This window comes from Glutamicibacter nicotianae (assembly GCF_002797775.1).
GTDB classification, from domain to species: Bacteria; Actinomycetota; Actinomycetes; order Actinomycetales; family Micrococcaceae; genus Glutamicibacter; species Glutamicibacter nicotianae.
Window position 1 is genome coordinate 1 of the sequence record NZ_PGEY01000001.1, and the last position, 19,604, is coordinate 19,604.

Annotated in this window: 19 protein-coding genes and 2 tRNA genes; 12 read left to right on the forward strand and 9 right to left on the reverse strand. The window is 63.0% G+C overall.

Going from position 1 to position 19,604, the window contains the following annotated elements:
* Positions 1-1,079, reverse strand: a 1,079-nt coding sequence (locus ATK23_RS00005) for an alpha,alpha-trehalose-phosphate synthase (UDP-forming) (RefSeq protein ID WP_100339305.1), incomplete at its 3' end; no start/stop codon positions are given.
* A 400-nt stretch (positions 1,080-1,479) separates the two neighbouring features.
* On the opposite strand from ATK23_RS00005, the gene ATK23_RS00010 reads away from it, so the two are divergent.
* The 5 genes from ATK23_RS00010 to ATK23_RS00030 all read left to right on the forward strand — a co-directional run bounded on the left by ATK23_RS00010 (position 1,480) and on the right by ATK23_RS00030 (position 6,426).
* Positions 1,480-2,346, forward strand: a complete 867-nt coding sequence (locus ATK23_RS00010; protein WP_066140239.1) for a DsbA family protein — start codon at positions 1,480-1,482, stop codon at positions 2,344-2,346.
* Between the two features lie 182 nt (positions 2,347-2,528).
* Positions 2,529-2,602 (forward strand) — tRNA-Thr (locus ATK23_RS00015).
* 163 nt (positions 2,603-2,765) lie between these two features.
* The gene (locus tag ATK23_RS00020; protein ID WP_038990053.1) at positions 2,766-3,716 is read left to right on the forward strand and encodes a DUF808 domain-containing protein; all 951 of its coding nucleotides are present in this window, start codon (positions 2,766-2,768) and stop codon (positions 3,714-3,716) included.
* A 122-nt stretch (positions 3,717-3,838) separates the two neighbouring features.
* Positions 3,839-5,497: an N-6 DNA methylase gene (locus tag ATK23_RS00025; protein WP_245858234.1), complete on the forward strand. Its 1,659-nt coding sequence runs from the start codon at positions 3,839-3,841 to the stop codon at positions 5,495-5,497.
* Positions 5,498-5,499: 2 nt separating this feature from the next.
* Complete coding sequence (locus ATK23_RS00030) at positions 5,500-6,426, forward strand: hypothetical protein (RefSeq protein WP_245858237.1); 927 nt, start codon at positions 5,500-5,502, stop codon at positions 6,424-6,426.
* Between the two features lie 27 nt (positions 6,427-6,453).
* On the opposite strand, the gene ATK23_RS00035 is transcribed toward ATK23_RS00030, so the two are convergent.
* Positions 6,454-7,071 (reverse strand): GNAT family N-acetyltransferase, encoded by a 618-nt coding sequence (locus ATK23_RS00035; protein WP_100339216.1) that lies wholly within the window; start codon positions 7,069-7,071, stop codon positions 6,454-6,456.
* 410 nt (positions 7,072-7,481) lie between these two features.
* Between ATK23_RS00035 and ATK23_RS00040 the strand changes: the two genes are divergently transcribed.
* Positions 7,482-7,558: transfer RNA gene (locus ATK23_RS00040), tRNA-Val, on the forward strand.
* A 56-nt stretch (positions 7,559-7,614) separates the two neighbouring features.
* Here the strand turns inward: ATK23_RS00040 and ATK23_RS00045 are convergent.
* Positions 7,615-8,661, reverse strand: a complete 1,047-nt coding sequence (locus tag ATK23_RS00045; protein WP_083515530.1) for an LLM class flavin-dependent oxidoreductase — start codon at positions 8,659-8,661, stop codon at positions 7,615-7,617.
* A gap of 200 nt (positions 8,662-8,861) precedes the next feature.
* Between ATK23_RS00045 and ATK23_RS00050 the strand changes: the two genes are divergently transcribed.
* Entirely contained in the window at positions 8,862-10,532 is a 1,671-nt protein-coding gene (locus tag ATK23_RS00050) for a threonine/serine exporter family protein (RefSeq protein ID WP_038990049.1), read from the forward strand.
* On the opposite strand, the gene ATK23_RS00055 is transcribed toward ATK23_RS00050, so the two are convergent.
* On the reverse strand, positions 10,529-11,302 hold the full coding sequence (locus ATK23_RS00055) for a uracil-DNA glycosylase (protein ID WP_083515529.1): 774 nt from the start codon (positions 11,300-11,302) through the stop codon (positions 10,529-10,531). The two genes, ATK23_RS00050 and ATK23_RS00055, sit on opposite strands and share 4 nt — an antisense overlap.
* Before the next feature lie 156 nt (positions 11,303-11,458).
* Here ATK23_RS00055 and ATK23_RS00060 point away from each other — a divergent pair, with 156 nt between their 5' ends.
* From ATK23_RS00060 to groL, 3 genes are all read left to right on the forward strand, one after another.
* Positions 11,459-11,749: a DUF3263 domain-containing protein gene (locus ATK23_RS00060; RefSeq protein ID WP_038990048.1), complete on the forward strand. Its 291-nt coding sequence runs from the start codon at positions 11,459-11,461 to the stop codon at positions 11,747-11,749.
* Between the two features lie 42 nt (positions 11,750-11,791).
* A complete protein-coding gene (locus tag ATK23_RS00065; protein ID WP_066140230.1) occupies positions 11,792-12,397 on the forward strand; it encodes a LytR C-terminal domain-containing protein in 606 nt (201 codons plus the stop codon).
* 295 nt (positions 12,398-12,692) lie between these two features.
* A complete protein-coding gene (gene groL / locus ATK23_RS00070) occupies positions 12,693-14,330 on the forward strand; it encodes a chaperonin GroEL (RefSeq protein ID WP_038990046.1) in 1,638 nt (545 codons plus the stop codon).
* 102 nt (positions 14,331-14,432) lie between these two features.
* Here groL and ATK23_RS00075 read toward each other — a convergent pair whose 3' ends face one another.
* From ATK23_RS00075 to ATK23_RS00095, 5 genes are all read right to left on the reverse strand, one after another.
* Positions 14,433-15,323: a DUF4031 domain-containing protein gene (locus ATK23_RS00075; RefSeq protein WP_066140228.1), complete on the reverse strand. Its 891-nt coding sequence runs from the start codon at positions 15,321-15,323 to the stop codon at positions 14,433-14,435.
* Positions 15,324-15,366: 43 nt separating this feature from the next.
* Positions 15,367-15,657, reverse strand: a complete 291-nt coding sequence (locus ATK23_RS00080) for a WXG100 family type VII secretion target (RefSeq protein ID WP_038990044.1) — start codon at positions 15,655-15,657, stop codon at positions 15,367-15,369.
* A gap of 111 nt (positions 15,658-15,768) precedes the next feature.
* On the reverse strand, positions 15,769-17,307 hold the full coding sequence (locus ATK23_RS00085) for a sensor histidine kinase (protein WP_038990043.1): 1,539 nt from the start codon (positions 17,305-17,307) through the stop codon (positions 15,769-15,771).
* Between the two features lie 52 nt (positions 17,308-17,359).
* Positions 17,360-18,067 (reverse strand): response regulator transcription factor, encoded by a 708-nt coding sequence (locus tag ATK23_RS00090; protein WP_038990042.1) that lies wholly within the window; start codon positions 18,065-18,067, stop codon positions 17,360-17,362.
* A gap of 58 nt (positions 18,068-18,125) precedes the next feature.
* Positions 18,126-18,344: a hypothetical protein gene (locus ATK23_RS00095; RefSeq protein ID WP_157066361.1), complete on the reverse strand. Its 219-nt coding sequence runs from the start codon at positions 18,342-18,344 to the stop codon at positions 18,126-18,128.
* Positions 18,345-18,599: 255 nt separating this feature from the next.
* Between ATK23_RS00095 and ATK23_RS00100 the strand changes: the two genes are divergently transcribed.
* Positions 18,600-18,983, forward strand: coding sequence for a cold-shock protein (locus tag ATK23_RS00100; protein ID WP_038990235.1), 384 nt, complete (start codon positions 18,600-18,602; stop codon positions 18,981-18,983).
* 3 nt (positions 18,984-18,986) lie between these two features.
* Complete coding sequence (locus ATK23_RS00105) at positions 18,987-19,604, forward strand: DUF3027 domain-containing protein (RefSeq protein ID WP_066140224.1); 618 nt, start codon at positions 18,987-18,989, stop codon at positions 19,602-19,604.

Consider the following 19,604-nt stretch of genomic DNA (forward strand, 5'->3'; position numbering starts at 1 on the left):
TGCAGGTAGCGCAGAGTGGTGTGGCTCAGGGTGTCGTGCTCGCCGGTGATCTGGCCGACCATCAGTTCCACCTGGTCGCGCAACTCAATGTAGCTGTCCACATTTTCGCGGCTGGGGCTGGCAACCTGGATCAGGCAGACGTCGCCGGCGCGCAACGTCTGGTCGGACAGCAGCTCGCCGTAGGCCTTGAGGCGGTGGCGGATGCCCTTGGTGTAGTCCAAGCGGTCCACGCCGAGCATGATGGTTTTCGGGTTGCCCAGCTCATGGCGGATCTGCGCCGCGCGGGCGATGATTTGCGGATCGCGCGAGAGCTTGGCGATGTGCTCCGTATCGATGGAGATCGGATGGGCCTTGGCACGGCAGAGATTCTGCATTTCGTTTCCGGCTGGCGGCGAAGCCACATCACCCTTGGTCGAGTAGCCGGTGAACCGGCGCAGGCAACGCAGGAAATTGCTGGCATCGGTTTCACGCTGGAATCCGACCAGATCAGCCCCGGCCAGCCCCTCCAGAATCTGGGTGCGCCACGGCAGCTGCGAAAACAGGCTGGCTGCCGGAAACGGTATGTGCAGGAAGAAGCCGATCTTCAGATCAGGGCGTGCCAGCCGCAGCATCTGCGGAACCAGCTGCAGCTGGTAGTCGTGTACCCAGACGGTCGCGTCCGGAGCGGCAATATCCAGTACTGCATCGGCGAATCGCCGGTTGATTCTCTTGTACCGGTCCCACCAGGCGCGATGGTATTCCGGTGGCACGATCACGTCGTGGTAGAGCGGCCACAGCGTCGAGTTGGAGAAGCCCTCGTAGTACTGGGTCATGTCGTCTTCATCCAGGGGGACCGGAACCAGATGGATGTCATCCTTGTCGAAGCTCTCCAGCTCCTCGCCAATACCGCCATGCCAGCCCACCCAAGCGCCTTCGGAGGCGGCCATAACAGGTTCCAGGGCTGTCACCAAGCCACCGGGCGAACGCTGGAATCCTTGTGACCCGTCAGGATTAGTGATGCGGTCCACCGGAAGGCGGTTGGCCACAACCACGAAATCGTAGGAATTCTCGGTCTTTGTACTCGGCGCTGGGTTACCCACTGCAAACCTCCTGGTTTATTCAATCTGAGTCACCGGCGTGGTGCAGATTCGTCGGTTCTGAGTGAATGACTTCTCGTCTAATTTCCTTGCTCTTGCTATTTAGCCTAGTGAAAACTGGCTGGTAAGGGAACGATTGGGCGGATTGCACCGTCATACGCGTCACTTTTGCGCAGATGCTGTGTACTCAGGATGGGAATGGCAGTGGACAAACCATTTCCGCTGGTCACTTGGTTTAACGCTCAAGTTAAGCCGTGACGGGCACTTTGGGGGCTGTATGCGGAAGATATGTGAGTCCTGTGAAGGTGGATCAATCTTGAGTTTTCACGGATACGGGCCCCGGGAATTGGCTAAGCTTGACTCCAGATGATACTTGTCCGCTGACCAAGGAAACGCCAAATACATGTCTACGAATAACCCGCGCCCATCGAAAGCGGAGCGCACCGCGAGTGCCCGTGAGAAGGCGGCGCAGATGCGTGCCGCGCAAGAAGCCGCCCAGAAGCGCAAGTCGCTTTTCGTGAAGCTGGGCGTCTTGGCTGCAGTGATTGTGGTCATCGCACTGGTAGTTACTTTGATCGTGCAGAACAACAACGCCAAGATTGCCGACTCCGGCGCCGTGCCGCAGGGCGGTACCGCAGCGGGCGGCATCATGGTCACCTCGCCAGACACCGTTGCACAGAAGACCATCGAGAAAGTGGACATCAAGACCCTTGAAGCGCCTGCCGAAGCGCCGAATCCTGCCACCCCGCGCGACCTGACGGTGGCTGACAAGGGCGAGCCGATCAATATCACCATGTACGTCGACGCCAACTGCGTCCACTGCGCAGACTTCGAGGCCACCTACGGAGACCAGATCGAAGAATGGCTGGCCAATGGCGATGTCACCGTTGAATACCGCAACGTCGGCTACCTGGACCGTGGTTCGCCAACCAACTTCTCCTCGCGCGGCGCCAACGCACTGGCTTGCGTTGCCGACGAGAGCCCAGCTGCCTACATGAGCTTCGTCAAGGCGCTGTGGGGCCACTACCCAGAAGGCGAGATGAAGAACGCCGAACTTGCGGACCTGGCCATCCAGAACGGTGCAGCGGAATCCGTGACCAGCTGCATCGAGGATGACAAGTTCCGTCCATTCGTCCAGTACGCCACGACCGCTGGCCAGTACGACGGCGTAGCCGGCACCCCTTCGATCTTCATCCAGGGCAAGGAGTTCGCACTGGGAACCCAAGACTTCCCGACCGAGGTCGAGAAAGCCATCGCTGCCAACAAGTAAGCCCATCCAGCCACCGCTGGACAATTGTCCGGGATCCGGTAGTATCCTTAGTGATCTCGCACCCGGTCGATGGGAAGGAAGCCAATGCTGGCTTCCTTCCCATTGGCATTTAATCGGGCATGCGCTGCGCGGCTGCGCCAATTCGCAGTGCCGCAGGGTTTTCGGATATTCTTATCCGGTACGCCCCCTTAGCTCAGCTGGCCAGAGCGTCTGTCTTGTAAACTGAAGGTCACCGGTTCGAATCCGGTAGGGGGCTCTGATCTGGTCTTGGACCAGCAGCTGGAACCGTGCCGATGAGTTTTCATGGCACGGTTTTCGTTTTCACCACGGATTGTGCCCGATGCAACCTCGCGCCTGTGGCAGGCTCTAGGATCCCGCCGGTAGAATTCTGCGCAGAACCTAGATTTGAGGAGCCGACCATGGCCGGAGGCCTTGCAGCACTATTGGACGACGTGGCCGCCCTGGTGAAAGTCACCGCGGCATCGCTGGACGACATCGCGCTGGGCGCTGGCAAGGCCAGCACCAAATCCCTGGGTGTCGTGATCGACGATGCGGCAGTCACCCCGCAATACGTGGCAGGGCTCTCGCCGAAGCGCGAGCTTCCGATCATCTGGAAGATCGCCGTTGGCTCCATCCGGAACAAGATGCTGATCATCCTTCCGGTCGCTCTGATCCTTTCGCAGTTCGCCCCCTGGGCGCTGACCCCGATCCTGATGGTCGGAGGCGCCTATCTGGTCTTCGAAGGGGCTGAGAAGCTGCTCGAAGCGATGGGCGCGATCAAGCACCACACTCCGGGCGGCAAGGAGGGCGTGCGCGACGAAAAAGCGATCATCGGTTCGGCTGTGCGCACCGACCTCGTGCTCTCTGCGGAGATCATGGTCATCTCGCTGAATGAGGTGGCGCACGAATCCTTCCTGAACCGGGCGCTGATCCTGGTCGTGATCGCGATCCTGATGACCGTCGTGGTCTATGGCGCCGTGGGCTTGATCGTGAAAATGGACGACATCGGCCTGCACATGGCCGCCAAGCCGCGCCAGCTCTCGCAGAAGATCGGCCGCGGCCTGGTCAAGGCGATGCCCATCGTGATGTCGATCCTGAGCAAGGTCGGCGTGATCGCGATGCTCTGGGTCGGCGGGCACCTGCTGCTGGTCGGCATGGACGAGCTCGGCTGGCATGCGCCATACGGCTTCGTGCACCATGTGGAGCTGCTGGTCCACGACGCAACCGGCCAGGCCGGCGCCATGCTCGGCTGGCTGGTGAATACCGCCTTCTCCTGCCTGGCCGGTTTCATCATCGGCTCGGTGATTACCGCCATCGTTCTGGGCATCCAGAAGCTGCGCCGCAAGGGCGAAGCCGAAGCCGCCCACTAGGAATGGAAACCAGCGGGAGTCCCGCGCACGTAGAAGAGAGAAGTTGCAGCCCGGACCCGGTCTTCTGGGCCAGCCAAACTGTCTGGCCTGCGTGGAAAGATCGATGAGTGTTGAGTAGAGAATTGACTGATCCGGCCACCGCCCGCCATGCGCGCGGAGCCTACTTCACCCCGGAACCCGTGGCCAGCTTCATGGCGCAGTGGGCGCTGGGGCAGCACGGCAGCAGGGTTCTGGAACCCTCCTGCGGCGATGCGCAATTCCTGGCCGCCGCGAACGCGGTGCTGGACGATGGCAGGGGCCCGGTGGAACTGGTGGGCCTGGAGCTGCACGAGCCATCGGTGCAGGCGGCCCGCGCGCGGATGCAGGCCGCCGGGATCGACGCGCGGATCGAACAGGCCAACTTCTTCGAGGTTCCCGGGCACGCAGACTTCGATGCGGTCATCGGCAACCCGCCCTATGTGCGCTACCAGTTGCACCGCGGTGCCGACCGGCAACTCTCGCGCGCCACGGCCAAGGCCTCGGGCGTGGAGCTGAACCAGCTGGCCAGCATCTGGGCGGCCTTCGTCGTGCACTCCACCAGCTTCCTGGCCGACGGCGGGCGCCTGGCGCTGGTGCTTCCGGCAGAGCTGATGTTCGTGAACTACGCAGGGCCGGTGCGCCAGATGCTGCTCGAGCGCTTCGCCAGCGTGCACCTGGCAGTCTTCGAGGAACGCCTGTTTGCCGACGCGCAGGAAGAAGTGGTGCTGCTGCTGGCCGAGGGGTACCGCCAGGGCTCCAGCGATTCCTTCAGCCTGCACCAATTCCGCAATGCCCATGACCTGCACACCCTGGGCGCTGACACCCGGCACACCCTGGGCGCTGGCACCCGGCACACCCCGGCACGCGGCAACGACCGCTGGACAGGATCGCTGGTGGGCCTCGAAGCGCAGGGGATCCTGTCCGCGGCTCTGGCCGCCGGCCGGATGGCTCCGCTGCAGTCCTGGGGCGAAACCTCGCTGGGAGCTGTCACCGGCAACAACAAGTGGTTCACGCTTTCCGCCGCGCAGGTCCAGGAGCTGGGGCTGGCCGACGAGGATTTGATCCGCATCTCGCCGCCGGGCTCGCGCCACCTGCGCGGGCTGGAGCTGAGCGAGGAGGGCTGGGAAAAGCTGGCAGCGCACGGGGCGGCGGCCTGGATGTTCCGTCCCGCCGCGGAACCCAGCGGCGCCGGCGCGCGCTTCGTGGCCAGCGGCGAACTGCAGAACGTGGACGCGGCCTACAAGTGCCGGGTGCGCTCGCCGTGGTGGCGGGTGCCGGTGCTGTCGGTGCCGGATTTGTTCATGACCTACATGAACGCCGATACCCCGCGGCTGACCGCCAACGAGGCCGGGGTGCACCATATCAACTCGATCCACGGGGTGTACCTGGGTGCCGATGCCCGCGAGCTGGGCCGTGAGCTGCTTCCGGTGGCATCGCTGAACACGCTGACCATGCTCGGCGCCGAAATGGTGGGACGTTCCTACGGCGGCGGCATCCTGAAGCTGGAGCCGCGCGAAGCCGACCAGCTGCCGGTCCCGGCCATCGGCATGGTGCAGCGCCATGCCCCGCAATTGCGCGCCATCAAGCCCGAGGTGCGCGAGCTGCTGGCCCATGGGCGCAAGCAGGAAGCGGCGAACCTGGTGGATTCCGTGGTGCTGCAGGCGCTGCTCGGCCTGGATGCGGAAGCGATCGAGGCGCTGCGCGCGGCGCGGATGAACATGCTCGAACGCCGCAAAGCCCGAAGCAAAGCAGTGAAGGGATAAGCGTGGCCAATCCTGCGATCGAGAAGACCCTGGCCTTCGCCGAATTCGACACCACCTTGATGTCAGCGCCGAAGGATTCGCCCTGGCTGGATAATGGCGCGGTCACCGGGGAATTCAACCCGTCCTACGCGGTGCTCGAGCGGCTGCTGAGCATCCCGGTGCGTTCCAAGGCCGTCACCCGTTCGGGCCGCTTCGCCCAGGGCGTGGATGCCTGGCTGGCGCACGAGCTGCGGCGTGCCGGATTCGATGCCGACCTGGTCTGGCCGCGCCCCGAAGCGCCGCGGGTGCTGTCCAGCGACATCCTCCAGCTGCTGCGCAAGCTGCCCGAACGGCTGGCCGACGAGGTGCACGAGTCGATCATGGCGGGCAAGGCGGGCAGCACCGACGCGCGCATCCTGGGCCGCGCCTACATGAAGCAGACCGACGTGGTGATGACCCACTGGTCCACCGGCCCCGAACTGCTGCTGAGCACCAAGGCGATGACCTCGTCCTTCGGCAAGAACCTGGCCAACCGCTATGAAGAGGCCTACGGCGACGCGGCGAACCTGCGCGCCCGCTACCCGCTGGCCGCCGTCGGGTTCTTCTTCGTGCAGCGCGCCACGATCCTGGAATCCGAGCCGGCCGCCTTCCGCCGCACCGTGGACATGATCCGCAAGCTGCGCGACTTCGGCGACGGCTTCGGCTACACCGCAACCGGTCTGCTGCTGGTGGACTGGGATGATGCGGCCGAGCAGCCGGAGGTCAAGTGCGTCCATGCCCCGGTGCCTGCCGACATTGCCGCCCCGCAGTTCCTCAACGCCATGGTCGATGAGGTCCTGAAGGTCACCCCGATCGACTTGCACGAGGCAGCTCGCGCTCGCCGGGCCGGCGAAGTCGCCCCGCTGCCGGGCCACGCCGTGGTGGACGAGCAGCAGGACGCCCTGTTCTAGCCTGATCCAGAAAGCCGTCCCAAGCCGTCACATCACCGGCACGGCGGAGGCCGGATCCTCGGAGCCGAACTGCGCGGCGAAGCGGTCCATCGGGCTGGCGGGCAGAGCCAAACTCGGGACCGGCTGCGCGGCGCCGGGCAGCTGGATGGCTACCTGGTCGGCGGAAGCTTGCGGCAGGTCCGCGGCCCACTGCCAGGCGGCTTCGGTGGCCCGGTAGATGAACTTGAGCCGGCCCTCGTGCTCGAAGCTGCGCTCGCGCTGCCACAGCTCGGAGCGCTCGTAGAAGGCCCAGGAGGCAGGGTTCTGCGAATCGATGACGCTGATCGGGGTCTTGCCCGAACGCAGGGCATGGGCCAGGCGCAATGAGGTCACATGCTGGCGGATGCCCAGGCGACGGTAGTCGGCGCGCACGGCCATGCAGCCCAGTTCCACCGCGTTCATCGAGGACGTCGGCGCCACGATGGAGTCGTGCACCAGGCCGGCGGCAACCAGGGTGCCCTGGTCGCGCACGGTCACCAGGAGGCTGAGGCGATCGAACTTCTGATGCCAGCGCTGGTCGACCACGGTGTAGAGGGTCGCCAATTCATCGCGCTGGGCTGGCTGAACGCATAGGGATGACAAGGAAAAGTTCAGGTTTTCAAACACTGGGGTACGGTCCTAAAAGCTAAGAACGAACGAAAGATGAGGCTTTGCGCGGTGGATCAAAATCCACTGCGCGGTTTCGTTGGCCTTGAGGGGACCGATGCCGGCGGCTTCCGGCAACTTCCTTGTAGGGTCCAGTTTGAGCTCGATGAGCTAGAAAAATTATGGAGCCTGAAGTCCCTTTTTGACAAGTGGAAAAGGGTACTTTCAGGTGAATCCCAAATAAACCATTCGGCATTGTTTTTCTGCTCTACTCACTGGCCAAGCCGCTGGGATTCGACGCGGCGTTCGATGCGGCACATCGGCGTGTTCGGGGCAGGGATCCGGCGGCTTGAGCCGGGGCCGATTTGGAGCGGGGCTCGTTTCCCCGGTAGGATTGCTTATGCACTTGGCTAGCAAGTCAGGGCGCAGATGGATCTTTAGCTCAGTTGGTTAGAGCGTTCGCCTCACACGCGAAAGGTCGCTGGTTCGAGTCCAGTAAGATCCACCAAAATCGAAAGCCACCGCAATGCGGTGGCTTTCGTCGTCTCCGGCACAGTCCGGAAGCTAGGCTCCGAGCAGCTGGTGCACCCGAGGCTTGACCTCTTCGCCAAGCAGCTTGATGCTCTCCAGCATCGCCTCGTGCGGCAAGGAGCCCGCAGAGTACTTGATGTCGACGCGGGACAGGCCCAGCTGCTGGGCCACCTTGGCCATCTTCCGCGCCACGGTGTCCGGGCTGCCGGCCATCATGGCTCCCTCCGGTCCCATGGAGGCCTGCAAGCGCATTTTGCTGGCAGGTGGCCAGCCCCGTTCGGCCCCCAGCCGGTTCATGGTGCGCTGGTAATGGGGCCAGAGCGTTTCCAGGGCTTCCTCGTCGCTGCCAGCCACCAGGCCATGGAAGTGCGCCGAGACCGGCAGCTGCTCCTGGCCGAATTCCTCCAGCGCGCGGCGGTAGAGGGTGGCCAGGCCTTCGAACGCCGAAGGCTGGCCGCCGATGATGGCCAGGCACAGCGGCAGGCCGTGCCGGGCAGCGCGGATCACCGACTGCGGGCTGCCGCCGACCCCCACCCACGTGGTCAGCGGCTTGCCCTCCAGCAGCGGGTAGATCTGCTGGTTGCGCAGGGCAGAGCGGTGCTTTCCCTGCCATGACACCGGTGCGCCGTGGCGCAGCTTGGCCAGCAGATGCAGCTTCTCCTCGAACAGGTCCTCGTAGTCCTCGAGGTCCAGGCCGAACAGCGGGAAGGATTCGATGAAGGAGCCGCGGCCGGCGATGATCTCGGTCCGCCCGTTGGAAATGGCGTCCAAGGTCGCGAAGCGTTCGTAGACGCGCACCGGGTCATCGCTGGAGAGCACGGTTACCGCGGTGCCCAGCTTGATGCGCTGCGTGGTGCTGGCCAGTGCGGCCAGCACGATTTCGGGGGAGGAGATGGCGTAGTCGTCGCGGTGGTGCTCGCCCACGCCGAAGAAATCAAGATTCGAGGCTTCGGCCTGCTGCCCTTCGGTGATGACATTGCGGATCACCTGGGCATGGCTCAGCGGGTTGCCGTCGGCGTCCTCGGTGATGTCGCCGAAGGTCTCGGCGCCGATCTCGGGCAAGGGGAACTGCGTAGTCACTGGAACCTCCGAATATATGCAAACACATCTAACTTCCGCTTGGTGCAACCAACTGCGGACCGGCAGTATTCCAGTGGCCGAAAATACCCCTGAATGTGTCCGGGGATACCTCGCGAATTCACCACGTTCAGGCCAACTTTCCATGCACGGGTTGTATGGTGAATCCCATGGGAAAAACTTTGGTTGAGGGGGAGTGATTCGTGGCGCATCGATCTAGCGAGGAGCAGTCCGCCGAGTCGACTGCCGCAGGCGAGGATCCGGCTCCTGCCGCTGGCGCCTTGCCCCGCATTGCCACTAGTGAGATCAATATGGGCTTCCATCCGGCGGAACCCGCCGAAGAGCCTGCCATGGCCTCGGAACTGCCGCTCAACACCGCGGTCAGCGCCAATGTGGCGGCTGCCGATGCCTCTGATATCGAGTGGCGCACCGGCCAGGTCCACACCACCGATGAGGGCATCACCCTCATGCCTACCCGCGCCAACCCGGTGGCCCGCCGCCTGCTGGCGAAAATGTGGATCTCGGACACCCCTCCCACCCAGGCGCTGAACATCGTCGAGCGCCTCCAGGGCACGCCCTATGCCAACCCCAAGATCAATGTGGACCAGGACGCATCCAACCGGCGCACCATGGAATTCGCGCTGGACTTGGGCGAGACCCTGATCCGCTACGGCGCAGGCGCCCTGGAAGTGGAAACCAGCATCATCGCGGTGACCGCGGCACTGGGCCTGAGCCACTTGGACGTGGACATCACCAACCAGTCCCTGCATTTGAACTACAGCCCGCCGGATGCCGAAAGCTATTCGGTGCTGCGCGTGGTCCGCTCCTACACCGCGAACTACGCCGGCATGGTGCTGGTGCACGAGCTCGTCTCGGACATCATCGCCGGCGGCGTATCGCGCACCGCCTCGGCCAAGCGGCTGAAGGAGATCACCCGGCAACCCAAGCCGTTCCCGCGTTGGATCGTCGCCTGCGGGCGGGCAGTGTTCGCCGCCGCGTTCGTGCTGTTCATTGGCGGTTCCTGGGCTGGCGCGCTGGTGGCGATGATCTCTTCGAGCCTCGTGACGCAGATCGGGCGGTACGGTTCGCGCTGGCGGGTGCCCGAGTTCTTCACCATCGCCGCCTCGACCTTGGCGGTCACGGGCATCGCCTTGCTGGGGCACCAATTCCATGCACCGCTGGATCCGGCGCTGGTGGTTTCCGGCGGCATCCTGCTGCTGCTCCCGTCGGGCAGGTTCGTCTCGGCATTGCAAGATGCCATCAACGGCTTCCCGGTGACCGCGGTAGGCCGCCTGTTCTCTGCCAGCCTGATCTACGGGGCGATCCTCTGCGGCATTGCCACGGCGTTGGTGATCTCGGATCTGCTCGGCGGGGAAAAGGTCGATGTCCACCAGATCGCGACAACAGAGTATCCGGCTTGGCTGCTGGTCATCCTGGTGGGTGTGGCCATCGTTGCCGGTGCGGTCACCGAGCAAAGCGCGCTGCGCCTGCTGCTGCCTACTGCCGGCATTGCTGTTGGCGGCTACCTGGTGCAGCTGCTGGCCGTAAGCATTGGACTCGGTGACCGGGCCACCCCGGCGCTGGTTGCCACGGTGATCGGTTTCGCCGCCCGGCTGGCCGCGGACAAGCTCAGGTCCCCGCAGCTGGTGCTGGCGGCCCCCGCGGTCATGTTCCTGCTTCCCGGCTTGATGATCTTCCGCGCAATGTACGGAATCGTCATCAACGTGGAAGACATGGCCACCGGCCTGGTGGAAATGTTCAACGCGATGGCGATCATGCTTTCCATCGCTGGCGGGGTCGTCTTCGGCGATACGCTGTGCCGTCCGTTGACCTCTACCGCCCGGCGCGAGCGCCGGCGCATCCGCCGACGCTAAGTTCTCGGCAATGACCAGTCAATCGGCTCCTGTCCGCTATCGGACAGGAGCCGATTGATATTCGAGAAGGGCTTGGAGCCGAAGAAGCCGCGCGAGGCGGACAGCGGCGAGGGGTGGGCGCTTTGCAGCTGCACGGCGTTGGGCAGGGATCCGGAAAGCTTCTGCGCTTGATTGCCCCACAGCAGCGCCACCAAAGGCAGCGGCCGCTCATCCAGCGCCTGGAGGATTGCCTGCAGGATTGGCGCCCATCCCAGCTTCTGGTGCGAGCCGGCATTGCCCGCGGTCACCGAGAGCACCTGGTTCAGCAGCAAGACTCCCTGGGACAGCCAGGGACCCAGATCCGGATGCGGGACCGGATCCAGACCGAGATCGGCCTGCAGCTCCTTGTAGATATTGGCCAGGGAACGCGGCAGCGGGCGGACCTGCTTATTCGCCGCGAAGGCCAAGCCGTTGGGGTGGCCGGGCGTCGGATAGGGGTCCTGGCCAATAATTAGGACCTTGACCTCGGATAATGGCAAGCTCAGTGCGCGGAACATCACCTCCGGCGCTGGAAGGATCTGCTCGCCGGCTGCCGAGCGGGCCGCCAAATCGGTGGCCAAGCGACGCAGCAGCGAGTCCTGGCGGCTGAGCGCAGGAACCCAGTCTACGGCAATAAACCCGTGGTCGGCCATGGATTTTGCGCCGTGGTAGAACGGGAAATCCGCCGCGTCATACACGGGCGTCGCGGCTGGCTCGGGAGCATCGAAAAGTGCTGGCTGCATATCGTCCATAGAGGCAATTGTGCCGTTTTTCTGGCGTGCCTGTGCTCGGCCACACGGTGTTAGGCAAGCAGATTGGTTAGAATATCGGTGGTATATCTACCGGTGGTGGATTGCATGCATAGCCGAAACCCGAGAAAACCGATCCAAGAACCGAGGTGAGAACGTATGGCTGAGAATGGATTGCTGGCGGATTTCGTGATGAACCCGGATTCGGAATTGGACGAGCGTTCGCAACAGATCCTCAACCTGGAAAAGTTGTGGTGGAAGTATGCCGGGGCCAAGGAACAAGCCATTACCAAGCAGTTTTCGATGTCGCCGACGAATTACTACCAGCTGCTGAACCAGCTGATTGAAACCGACGCGGCACTGGCCTACGACCCGATGTTGGTCAAGCGCCTGCGCAGAGCACGTTCTACAAAACGTCGCGTGGGCGGTAAGGTCGGCACGGGACGATAACCCTGCCTGCCGCGACCAATCAGACCTCGAGCAAGGACGAGAATGACCAACTACCCGCGTGACGAATTTGATCGCGTTCCGGAATTCAGCACCCGTGTGGGTTCGCACCACGCCCACGGATGGGCGCAGTCCGCCGCGTCAAAGTCAACCGGTGGGAAATTGCGCTGGGTAGTGCTGACCGCAGTGCTCGTGCTAGTGATCGGTGCCTTGTCCTTCATCTTCGGTCCGCAGCTCAAGGAGACCCTTGCGACTTCGGCTGAAAGCGAAACCTCGCAATCCCATGAAAAGACGGCCGAGTCCTCCGAGGAAGCAGCACCGAGCGAATCCGAATCGCCATCAAGCACCATCGATGACGAGGACGTCCTCTATGGCCAGCTGATTGGCGTCTACAACGCGGCCAGCGTCGCCGGCCTGGCCAACGCGGGCGAGGAAGCCATGACCGAAGCCGGGTTCACCAGCGTCGTCGCCGACAACTGGACCAAGCCGGCCGAAGTGTCCGCGGTCTACTACATGTCCGAGGCTTACCGGACCACCGCTGAAAAAGCCGCAGAAGTCCTAAATATCGACGAAGTCCTGCAGACCAGCAACATTCCGAACCGGGTCACCGTCGTTTTGGGATCAGACGACACCCTGGGGCTCAACGAATAATTCGTTCATAATTCCATACGCTCAGAGCCGATCGGCTTGCACTCGCCATGCGAGAGTGCCAATATTTGTATTAGCACTCATGCGTTGCGACTGCTAACGCCGGTCGGCTTTTGCGTTCACCAGGACGTCCAAAGCGCTGGATGGCGGATGCGGCGCGTGGAGCGTGGAAAATACCTCAGATAGCGAGAGCTGAAACGGTTGCTGGCCCGATGCCGCACCGGTCCACTCGTCCGTCGCGGGCGCTGTCTGTCGGTTGCATTTTCGCAAAATCGTCCCGAAAGGACCGTACGCCACAATGGCTAAGATGATTGCATTTGACGAGGAAGCACGCCGCGGACTAGAGCGCGGCCTGAACACCCTTGCTGACGCCGTGAAGGTCACCCTGGGCCCACGCGGCCGCAACGTTGTTCTGGAGAAGAAGTGGGGCGCTCCTACTATCACCAACGACGGCGTGTCCATCGCTAAGGAAATCGACCTCGAAGAGCCTTACGAGAAGATCGGCGCAGAGCTGGTCAAGGAAGTTGCCAAGAAGACTGACGACGTCGCTGGCGACGGTACCACCACCGCAACCGTGCTCGCACAGGCACTGGTCAAGGAAGGCCTGCGCAACGTTGCCGCAGGTGCCGACCCGATCGCGCTGCGCCGCGGCATCGACAAGGCTGTAGAAGCCGTCACCGCTGAACTGTTCGCCGCTGCGAAGAAGATCGAGTCCAAGGAGCAGATCGCTGCTACCGCTTCGATCTCCGCAGGCGACACCGAGATCGGCGGCCTGATCGCCGAGGCTCTGGACAAGGTTGGCGAGCAGGGCGTCATCACCGTTGAAGAGTCCAACACCTTCGGCCTGGAGCTGGAGCTGGCAGAGGGCATGCGCTTCGACAAGGGCTACATCTCCGCTTACTTCGTCACCGACGCAGAGCGCCAGGAAACCGTTCTCGAGGACCCATACATCCTCATCGTGAACTCGAAGATCTCCTCGGTCAAGGACATGGTGACCTTGCTGGAGAAGGTCATGCAGTCGAACAAGTCGCTGCTGATCATCGCCGAAGACGTCGAGGGCGAAGCCCTGGCCACCCTGATCCTGAACAAGATCCGTGGCCTGTTCAAGTCCGTTGCCGTCAAGGCTCCGGGCTTCGGCGACCGCCGCAAGGCCATGCTGACCGACATCGCCATCCTCACCGGCGGCCAGGTTGTTTCCGAGGAAATCGGCCTGTCGCTGGACAACGTCGGCCTGGAGGTCCTGGGTACCGCTCGCAAGGTCGTCATCACCAAGGACGAGACCACCATCGTTGAAGGCGGCGGCGAAGCCGACGCCATCGAGGGCCGCAAGGCGCAGATCGCAGCCGAGATCAAGAACACCGACTCGGACTACGACCGCGAGAAGCTGCAGGAGCGCCACGCAAAGCTCTCCGGCGGTGTCGCTGTGCTGAAGGCCGGCGCTGCTACCGAGGTGGAGCTCAAGGAGCGCAAGCACCGCATCGAGGATGCCGTGCGCAACGCCAAGGCTGCTGTTGAAGAAGGCATCGTCGCCGGTGGCGGCGTGGCTCTGATCCAGGCTGGCGCCGCTGCTTTCGAGAAGCTGGCCCTGGAAGGCGACGAGGCAACCGGTGCGAATATCGTTCGCGTTGGCATCGAAGCCCCGTTGAAGCAAATCGCATTGAATGCCGGCCTGGAGCCAGGCGTTGTCGCTGACAAGGTCAAGGGCTTGGCTGCGGGCCACGGCCTGAACGCCGCAACCGGCGAGTACGTGAACCTGCTCGAGGCAGGCGTCAACGACCCAGTGAAGGTGACCCGTTCGGCACTGCAGAACGCTGCATCGATCGCTGGCCTGTTCCTGACCACCGAAGCTGTTGTCGCAGATAAGCCAGCTCCTGCTGGCGCTGCTCCAGCCGGTGGCGATGACATGGGCGGCATGGGCGGAATGGGCGGCTTCTAAGCTTCCCGCATGCACTAAGCACGCAGTCAACGCGCCGATGGCCCGGATCCTTCCAAGAAGGGATCCGGGCCATCGGCCGTTGTGCGTGCAACGGGCACCGGGCTAAAGCCAGCCGCGCAGCAGTTCCAGTTCGGTCTGCAGATTATGCCGGGCGCTGCGATCCCAGCGCTGGTATCCGGCGGGGGTGCCGTAGATCCGTTCCTTCTCCAGCAAGCTGGCCAGTATCTTGCTGCGCCCGGCGGCAAGCACATGGCGCGGAAGATGCTCGTACTCCTTGTAGACCGCCTCGGCATAGCGCTGGTAGGCCGAGGCGGGACGGGCCAGGACCTCCAGGTCGGCATCGCAGAGGATATGTCCCAGGCGATCGGTTTCTGCGGGCGCATGCGTTGCGGTGAGCATGACCAGGTCGCTGACCTTCGACACGGCACCGCGGGAGAGCACTCCCCACAGCCGCTCGCGGGCCATGATTGCCGATTTGAATTCGTCTTCGCTGGTTCCCTCGTAGACGGCATCGTGGAACCAGGCGGCGAGCTGAAGGAGCATGAGCTCTTCATGATCGGCCTGGTTCTTGGCCAGCCAGTCGATGGCTTCCAGCACGGAGAGCAGATGCACCCGGTCATGGTAGTGCCGGTGGCTCTGGGACCAACAGCCCAGCAGCTCGGATCCGAGCTGCGGTTCGGTAGGCAAGGTGCGGGACCACCGGCGGGCGAGCACCGCCCCTAATTTCTCTGGACGGTATTTGGCCGGGATCCGAATCCCGGATTTGACCAGTGCCCTCACCAGTTCGCTGCCGGAGACCTCGAGAGCGCCGGCGGAAACGAGCTGGTCGTAGCGTTCGCGCGGGACATCGTAATGGTCCCGGTCGAAGGCCCGGCGCGAGATGTCCTGCTGCTCGGCGAACTGATGCAGTTCAGCCAATGACGTATCCGACACCAGATGGGCGAAGAGCGTGCCGTGGGCAGGCCAGCGCGGCGGGTCAATCAGAATGCTCATAAGGCTAAGCCTACTGATCAACCTGCCGCTGCGCGTGCGCTGGTCAGTATCGGAACAGCGAGGTATTGACCTGCTCGACCTCCTCGTACTGCATGGAGGCGTGGTTCAGCGCGGTGGCAATGCTGCTCAGCGCCTCTTCGATCTGGACATGCGTTGAGCGCCATTCGGCCACGATCGACTGGAAGGAAGCCGCGGCGGAGCCCTGCCACGTGCTTTGCAACTGGTCCAGGTTCATCTGCATGGTAGAGACTTCATTGCGCAGCCGGTCGATGGTATTCATGACGGCCTGGGATTTCACCTGCATCTCACCGGTGTTGGTGGAGAACGTGCTCACTGAAATCACCCTTTCTAAAATACGTGAATCGGTCACTGATGCACTTACCTTAGAAACACCGCACCCCGTGGCGGCGCAAGCCGGCACGGGGTGTGGAGAAGTCCAACGGCGCTAATCCTCGGTATCGTCGACTTCCGGGGCCTTCGGTTCAGGAAGCGGCACGTAGGGCATCGAGATGGACATCGTTGCGCCTCCGCCGGGGGTATCGGCCAACGCCACCGAACCACCGTGCTGCTGGACGATGGCCGCGACGATTGCCAAGCCCAGTCCGGAACCGCCGGTCTCGCGATGGCGCGAGCTGTCGGAGCGGTAGAAGCGTTCGAAGATCCGCTTGGAGTCTTCGGCCGGGATGCCCGGGCCATGGTCGCGGACTTCAACGACTGCGTCCATCGTTCCGGCCACCAGTGAACGCACGCCCACGGCAATTTCCAGCGGGGAACCTTCCGGGGTGTAGCGCAGCGCATTGGTGAGCAGGTTGGCAATGATCTGCCGGATCCTGGCGTCATCACCGACGGTGCTGGCCGGGCTTGGCCGGTCGGAAGTCAGCCCGACGAGCTTGACGGTGCGGTCAGGTGCGCGGACCTTGGTGTCTTCCACCGCGTCCTGGCCAAGGACCAGCAGGTCCACCGGCTGCCGTTCCATGGGGCGTTGCTCGTCCAGGCGGGCGAGCATCAACAGGTCCTCGACGAGACGCGCCATGCGCTTGGATTCGCCTTCGATGCGGCTCATCGCCGAATCCATGGCTTCCGGATCTGCCAGCCCGCCGTAGCGATAGAACTCGGAGTAGCCCTGGATGGTCACCAACGGGGTGCGCAGCTCATGCGAGGCATCCTGGATGAAGCGGCGCATCTTCTGCTCGGAGGCCTCGCGGTCGTTGAACGCCTTTTCGATCTGGGCCAGCATGGCGTTCAGCGAGCGGGAAAGCCTGCCCACTTCGGTCTCTGCCGGGTAGTCCTTCACGCGTTGGGACAGGTCGCCGTCGGCGATCATCGACGCGGTGCGCTCCACATTGATCAGCGGCTTGAGCGAACGCCCGGTGAGGCCATAGGCGATCATCGACATCAGCAGCGCGGCGAGCGTGCCGGTGGAGAGCACCAGCACCGCGGTCTGGTTCACGGTGCGGTTCACATTGTCCAGCGGCAGGGACAAGAACAGGTTCAGCTCGCTGCTCTTCAGCGGGATCATGACCGTGCGCCAGCCAGCGGAGGTGGGGAAAGCACCGGGAACCGTGGCTGGGGAATTCGGGTGGGCCGCCAGCTGCTGGATCTGCTCCATGTTCAGCAACGGCAAATCCGTGCCGTTGGATGGGCCCACCCGCGAACGCGGCATCACGTAGACGATCTCGCCATCCTGGTCGCGGATGTCGGCGTAGGCGCTGCTCAGCCCCAGCAGCGTGGCATCGACGTCCAGCGCGTCATGGCTGCCGTTGTCCTCGTTCAGGGAGTAGAGGTAGGCCTTGTTGAGCCCGTAGGCCATCGTCGACTTGGACACGTTCAGCTGCTTGTCGATCTGGCTGGTCATCGCGATCCTCAGCGTGTGCGCTGAGCCGATGGCGGTAGCGAAGATCGCGACGATCATCAGGCCAAGCATGACCGCGACCAGCTTCGTCCGCAGCGAGGTGCGGCGCCACTGGGCTCGAAATGACTTCATATGGTGACTTTACAAGGCCTTCAACTATTGGCGCGGACCGTTACATGTGCCGTTAGCGGCGGTCCGGGGTGCGCATCAGGTAGCCGACACCGCGCTTGGTCTGGATCAATGCTGGCCATTCCGGGCGGTCCACCTTGCGGCGCAGGTAGGAGATGTATGACTCGACGATCGAGGCATCGCCGTTGAAGTCGTATTCCCACACGTGGTCCAGGATCTGCGACTTGGACAGCACGCGGTTCGGATTCATCATCAGGTAGCGCAGCAGCTTGAATTCGGTGGGGGAGAGATCGATGATCTCGCCGGCGCGGCGGACCTCGTGCGCGTCGTCATCCAGTTCAAGGTCGGCAACGACAATCGTCGCGTTCTCGTCCTCGCCGCTGGCGGTGCGGCGCAGCACGGCACGGATGCGGGCTACGACCTCGTCCAAGCTGAATGGCTTGGTGACATAGTCGTCGCCGCCGACGGTCAGGCCGGTGACCTTGTCATTGGTGTCATCGCGGGCGGTCAGGAACAGCACCGGGAAGTGGCGTCCGGCGGCGCGCAGCTTGCGGGTGATGGTGAAGCCGTCCATGTCCGGAAGCATGACGTCCAGGACAGCCAGGTCGGGTTCCTCGGCCTCGACGGCCGCGAGGGCTTCGCGCCCGTTGGCGGCAGCGACAACTTCGAAGCCTGCAAAGCGCAGGGAAGTGGAGAGCAGTTCGCGGATGTTCGGCTCGTCGTCAACAACGAGAAGTTTTGCCTCAGCAGTTTTTGGACTCATGAATCCCAGTGTGCCGAATTAGTCTGGGAGTCTCCTGAGCGAATCCTGGGGTAGCTGCTTAGCTTTTCCGGCGCTTGGCGATGCTTCCGAAGACCACGATGGCGGCCAGGATGAATGCAATGGGCAAGCCTACGCGCGCGAAGAGCATGAGCACGGGCGGGATGGCGATCTCCTGGAAATAGAAGACGAGAGTTCCAATTAGCGCCAGGGTGGAAAGGATGGCGATGATGATCGCCAAGCGGGACAGTGCAGTCATGGTTTTGGATGAATCGCTCACGGTACCAAGTTTAGCCGTGGAGCCCGGGCTGGCGGTGCCGAATGCCGAGAACGGCGGGCAAAGATGAATTCCGCGTGCCAGTGATGACATAATCTTAGATAAAGGACTTCAACCGATCCAGCAGATTGAGCACCCGGCAAAGAAGCACAGAAGAATTCCGGCAGTGGCTCCGTTGGATCGAACATATGAATATGCATGGCGCTGAGCCGGCCTCGGCCATGCAGCTTAGTTAAAGAACGAACGAGGTAAATGATCATGCCTAGCGGCAAGGTTAAGTGGTACGAAAAGGCCAAGGGCTTCGGTTTCATCACCGCAGAAGACGGCAAGGAAATCTACGTCAATGCCGCGGCATTGCCCGAAGGCGTGCATGACCTGCGCCCCGGAACCCGATTGGAATTCGGCGTTGCCGAAGGCCGTCGCGGACCGCAGGCGCTGAGCCTGCGCCTGCTGGAAGCGGCCCCATCGGTAGCTCGTGCCAAGCGCAAGAAGCCCGAAGACGAAGCCGTGCTGATCGAGGATCTAATTAAGCTGCTCGACAACGTTTCCAATAGCTTGCGCAATGGGCGTTATCCTGAACAGGCATATGGCAAGAAGGTTGCTACCGTGCTTCGCGCGGTAGCCGACGATCTGGACGCATAAATAATGGCCCGTAAACCCAAGTTGGACACCATCCTCGCCGAAGCAGTGGATGCTGCTCGCGGCGCGCTCGCAGAAATTGCCGGTGCGTCGGAAGTCGGCGAACACCTAGGCGTCACGGCGGAAGGTGAGCGACTTGTCACCCATCGTTTTGTCTCCCAGAAAACGGGATATCAAGGATGGACCTGGTTTGCCACGCTTGCGCGGGTGCCACGGGCCAAGTCCAAGGATCTGACGGTGTGCGAAGTGGGCATCATCGCAGGGGAGCAGTCACTGCTGGCCCCGGCATGGGTGCCATGGGCAGACCGCCTGGCCAAGGAAGAGATTGAAGCAGCCAAGGCGGCGGAAGCCGCAGAAGCCGCAGGAGACGGGGCTGGATCCGGCAACGAAGCTGAAGCAGCCGAATCCGCGAAGCCGGCGGAGAATCCGGAAGCATCGGAGCCAGCAGCTGAGGCGAAGGACCAGGACGCCGAAACCGAAGCGGTGAATGCCGAAAACGATGATGAGGCTTCGCAGCCGCACAAGTCGCCAGCTCGTCGCCAGGTGCGTCGCCGCCGCACCGCGCAGCGCACGGCAGCCCGCCGCAGGGCAGCGCAGCGCAACCGCACGCGCAAGGAAAGCTAA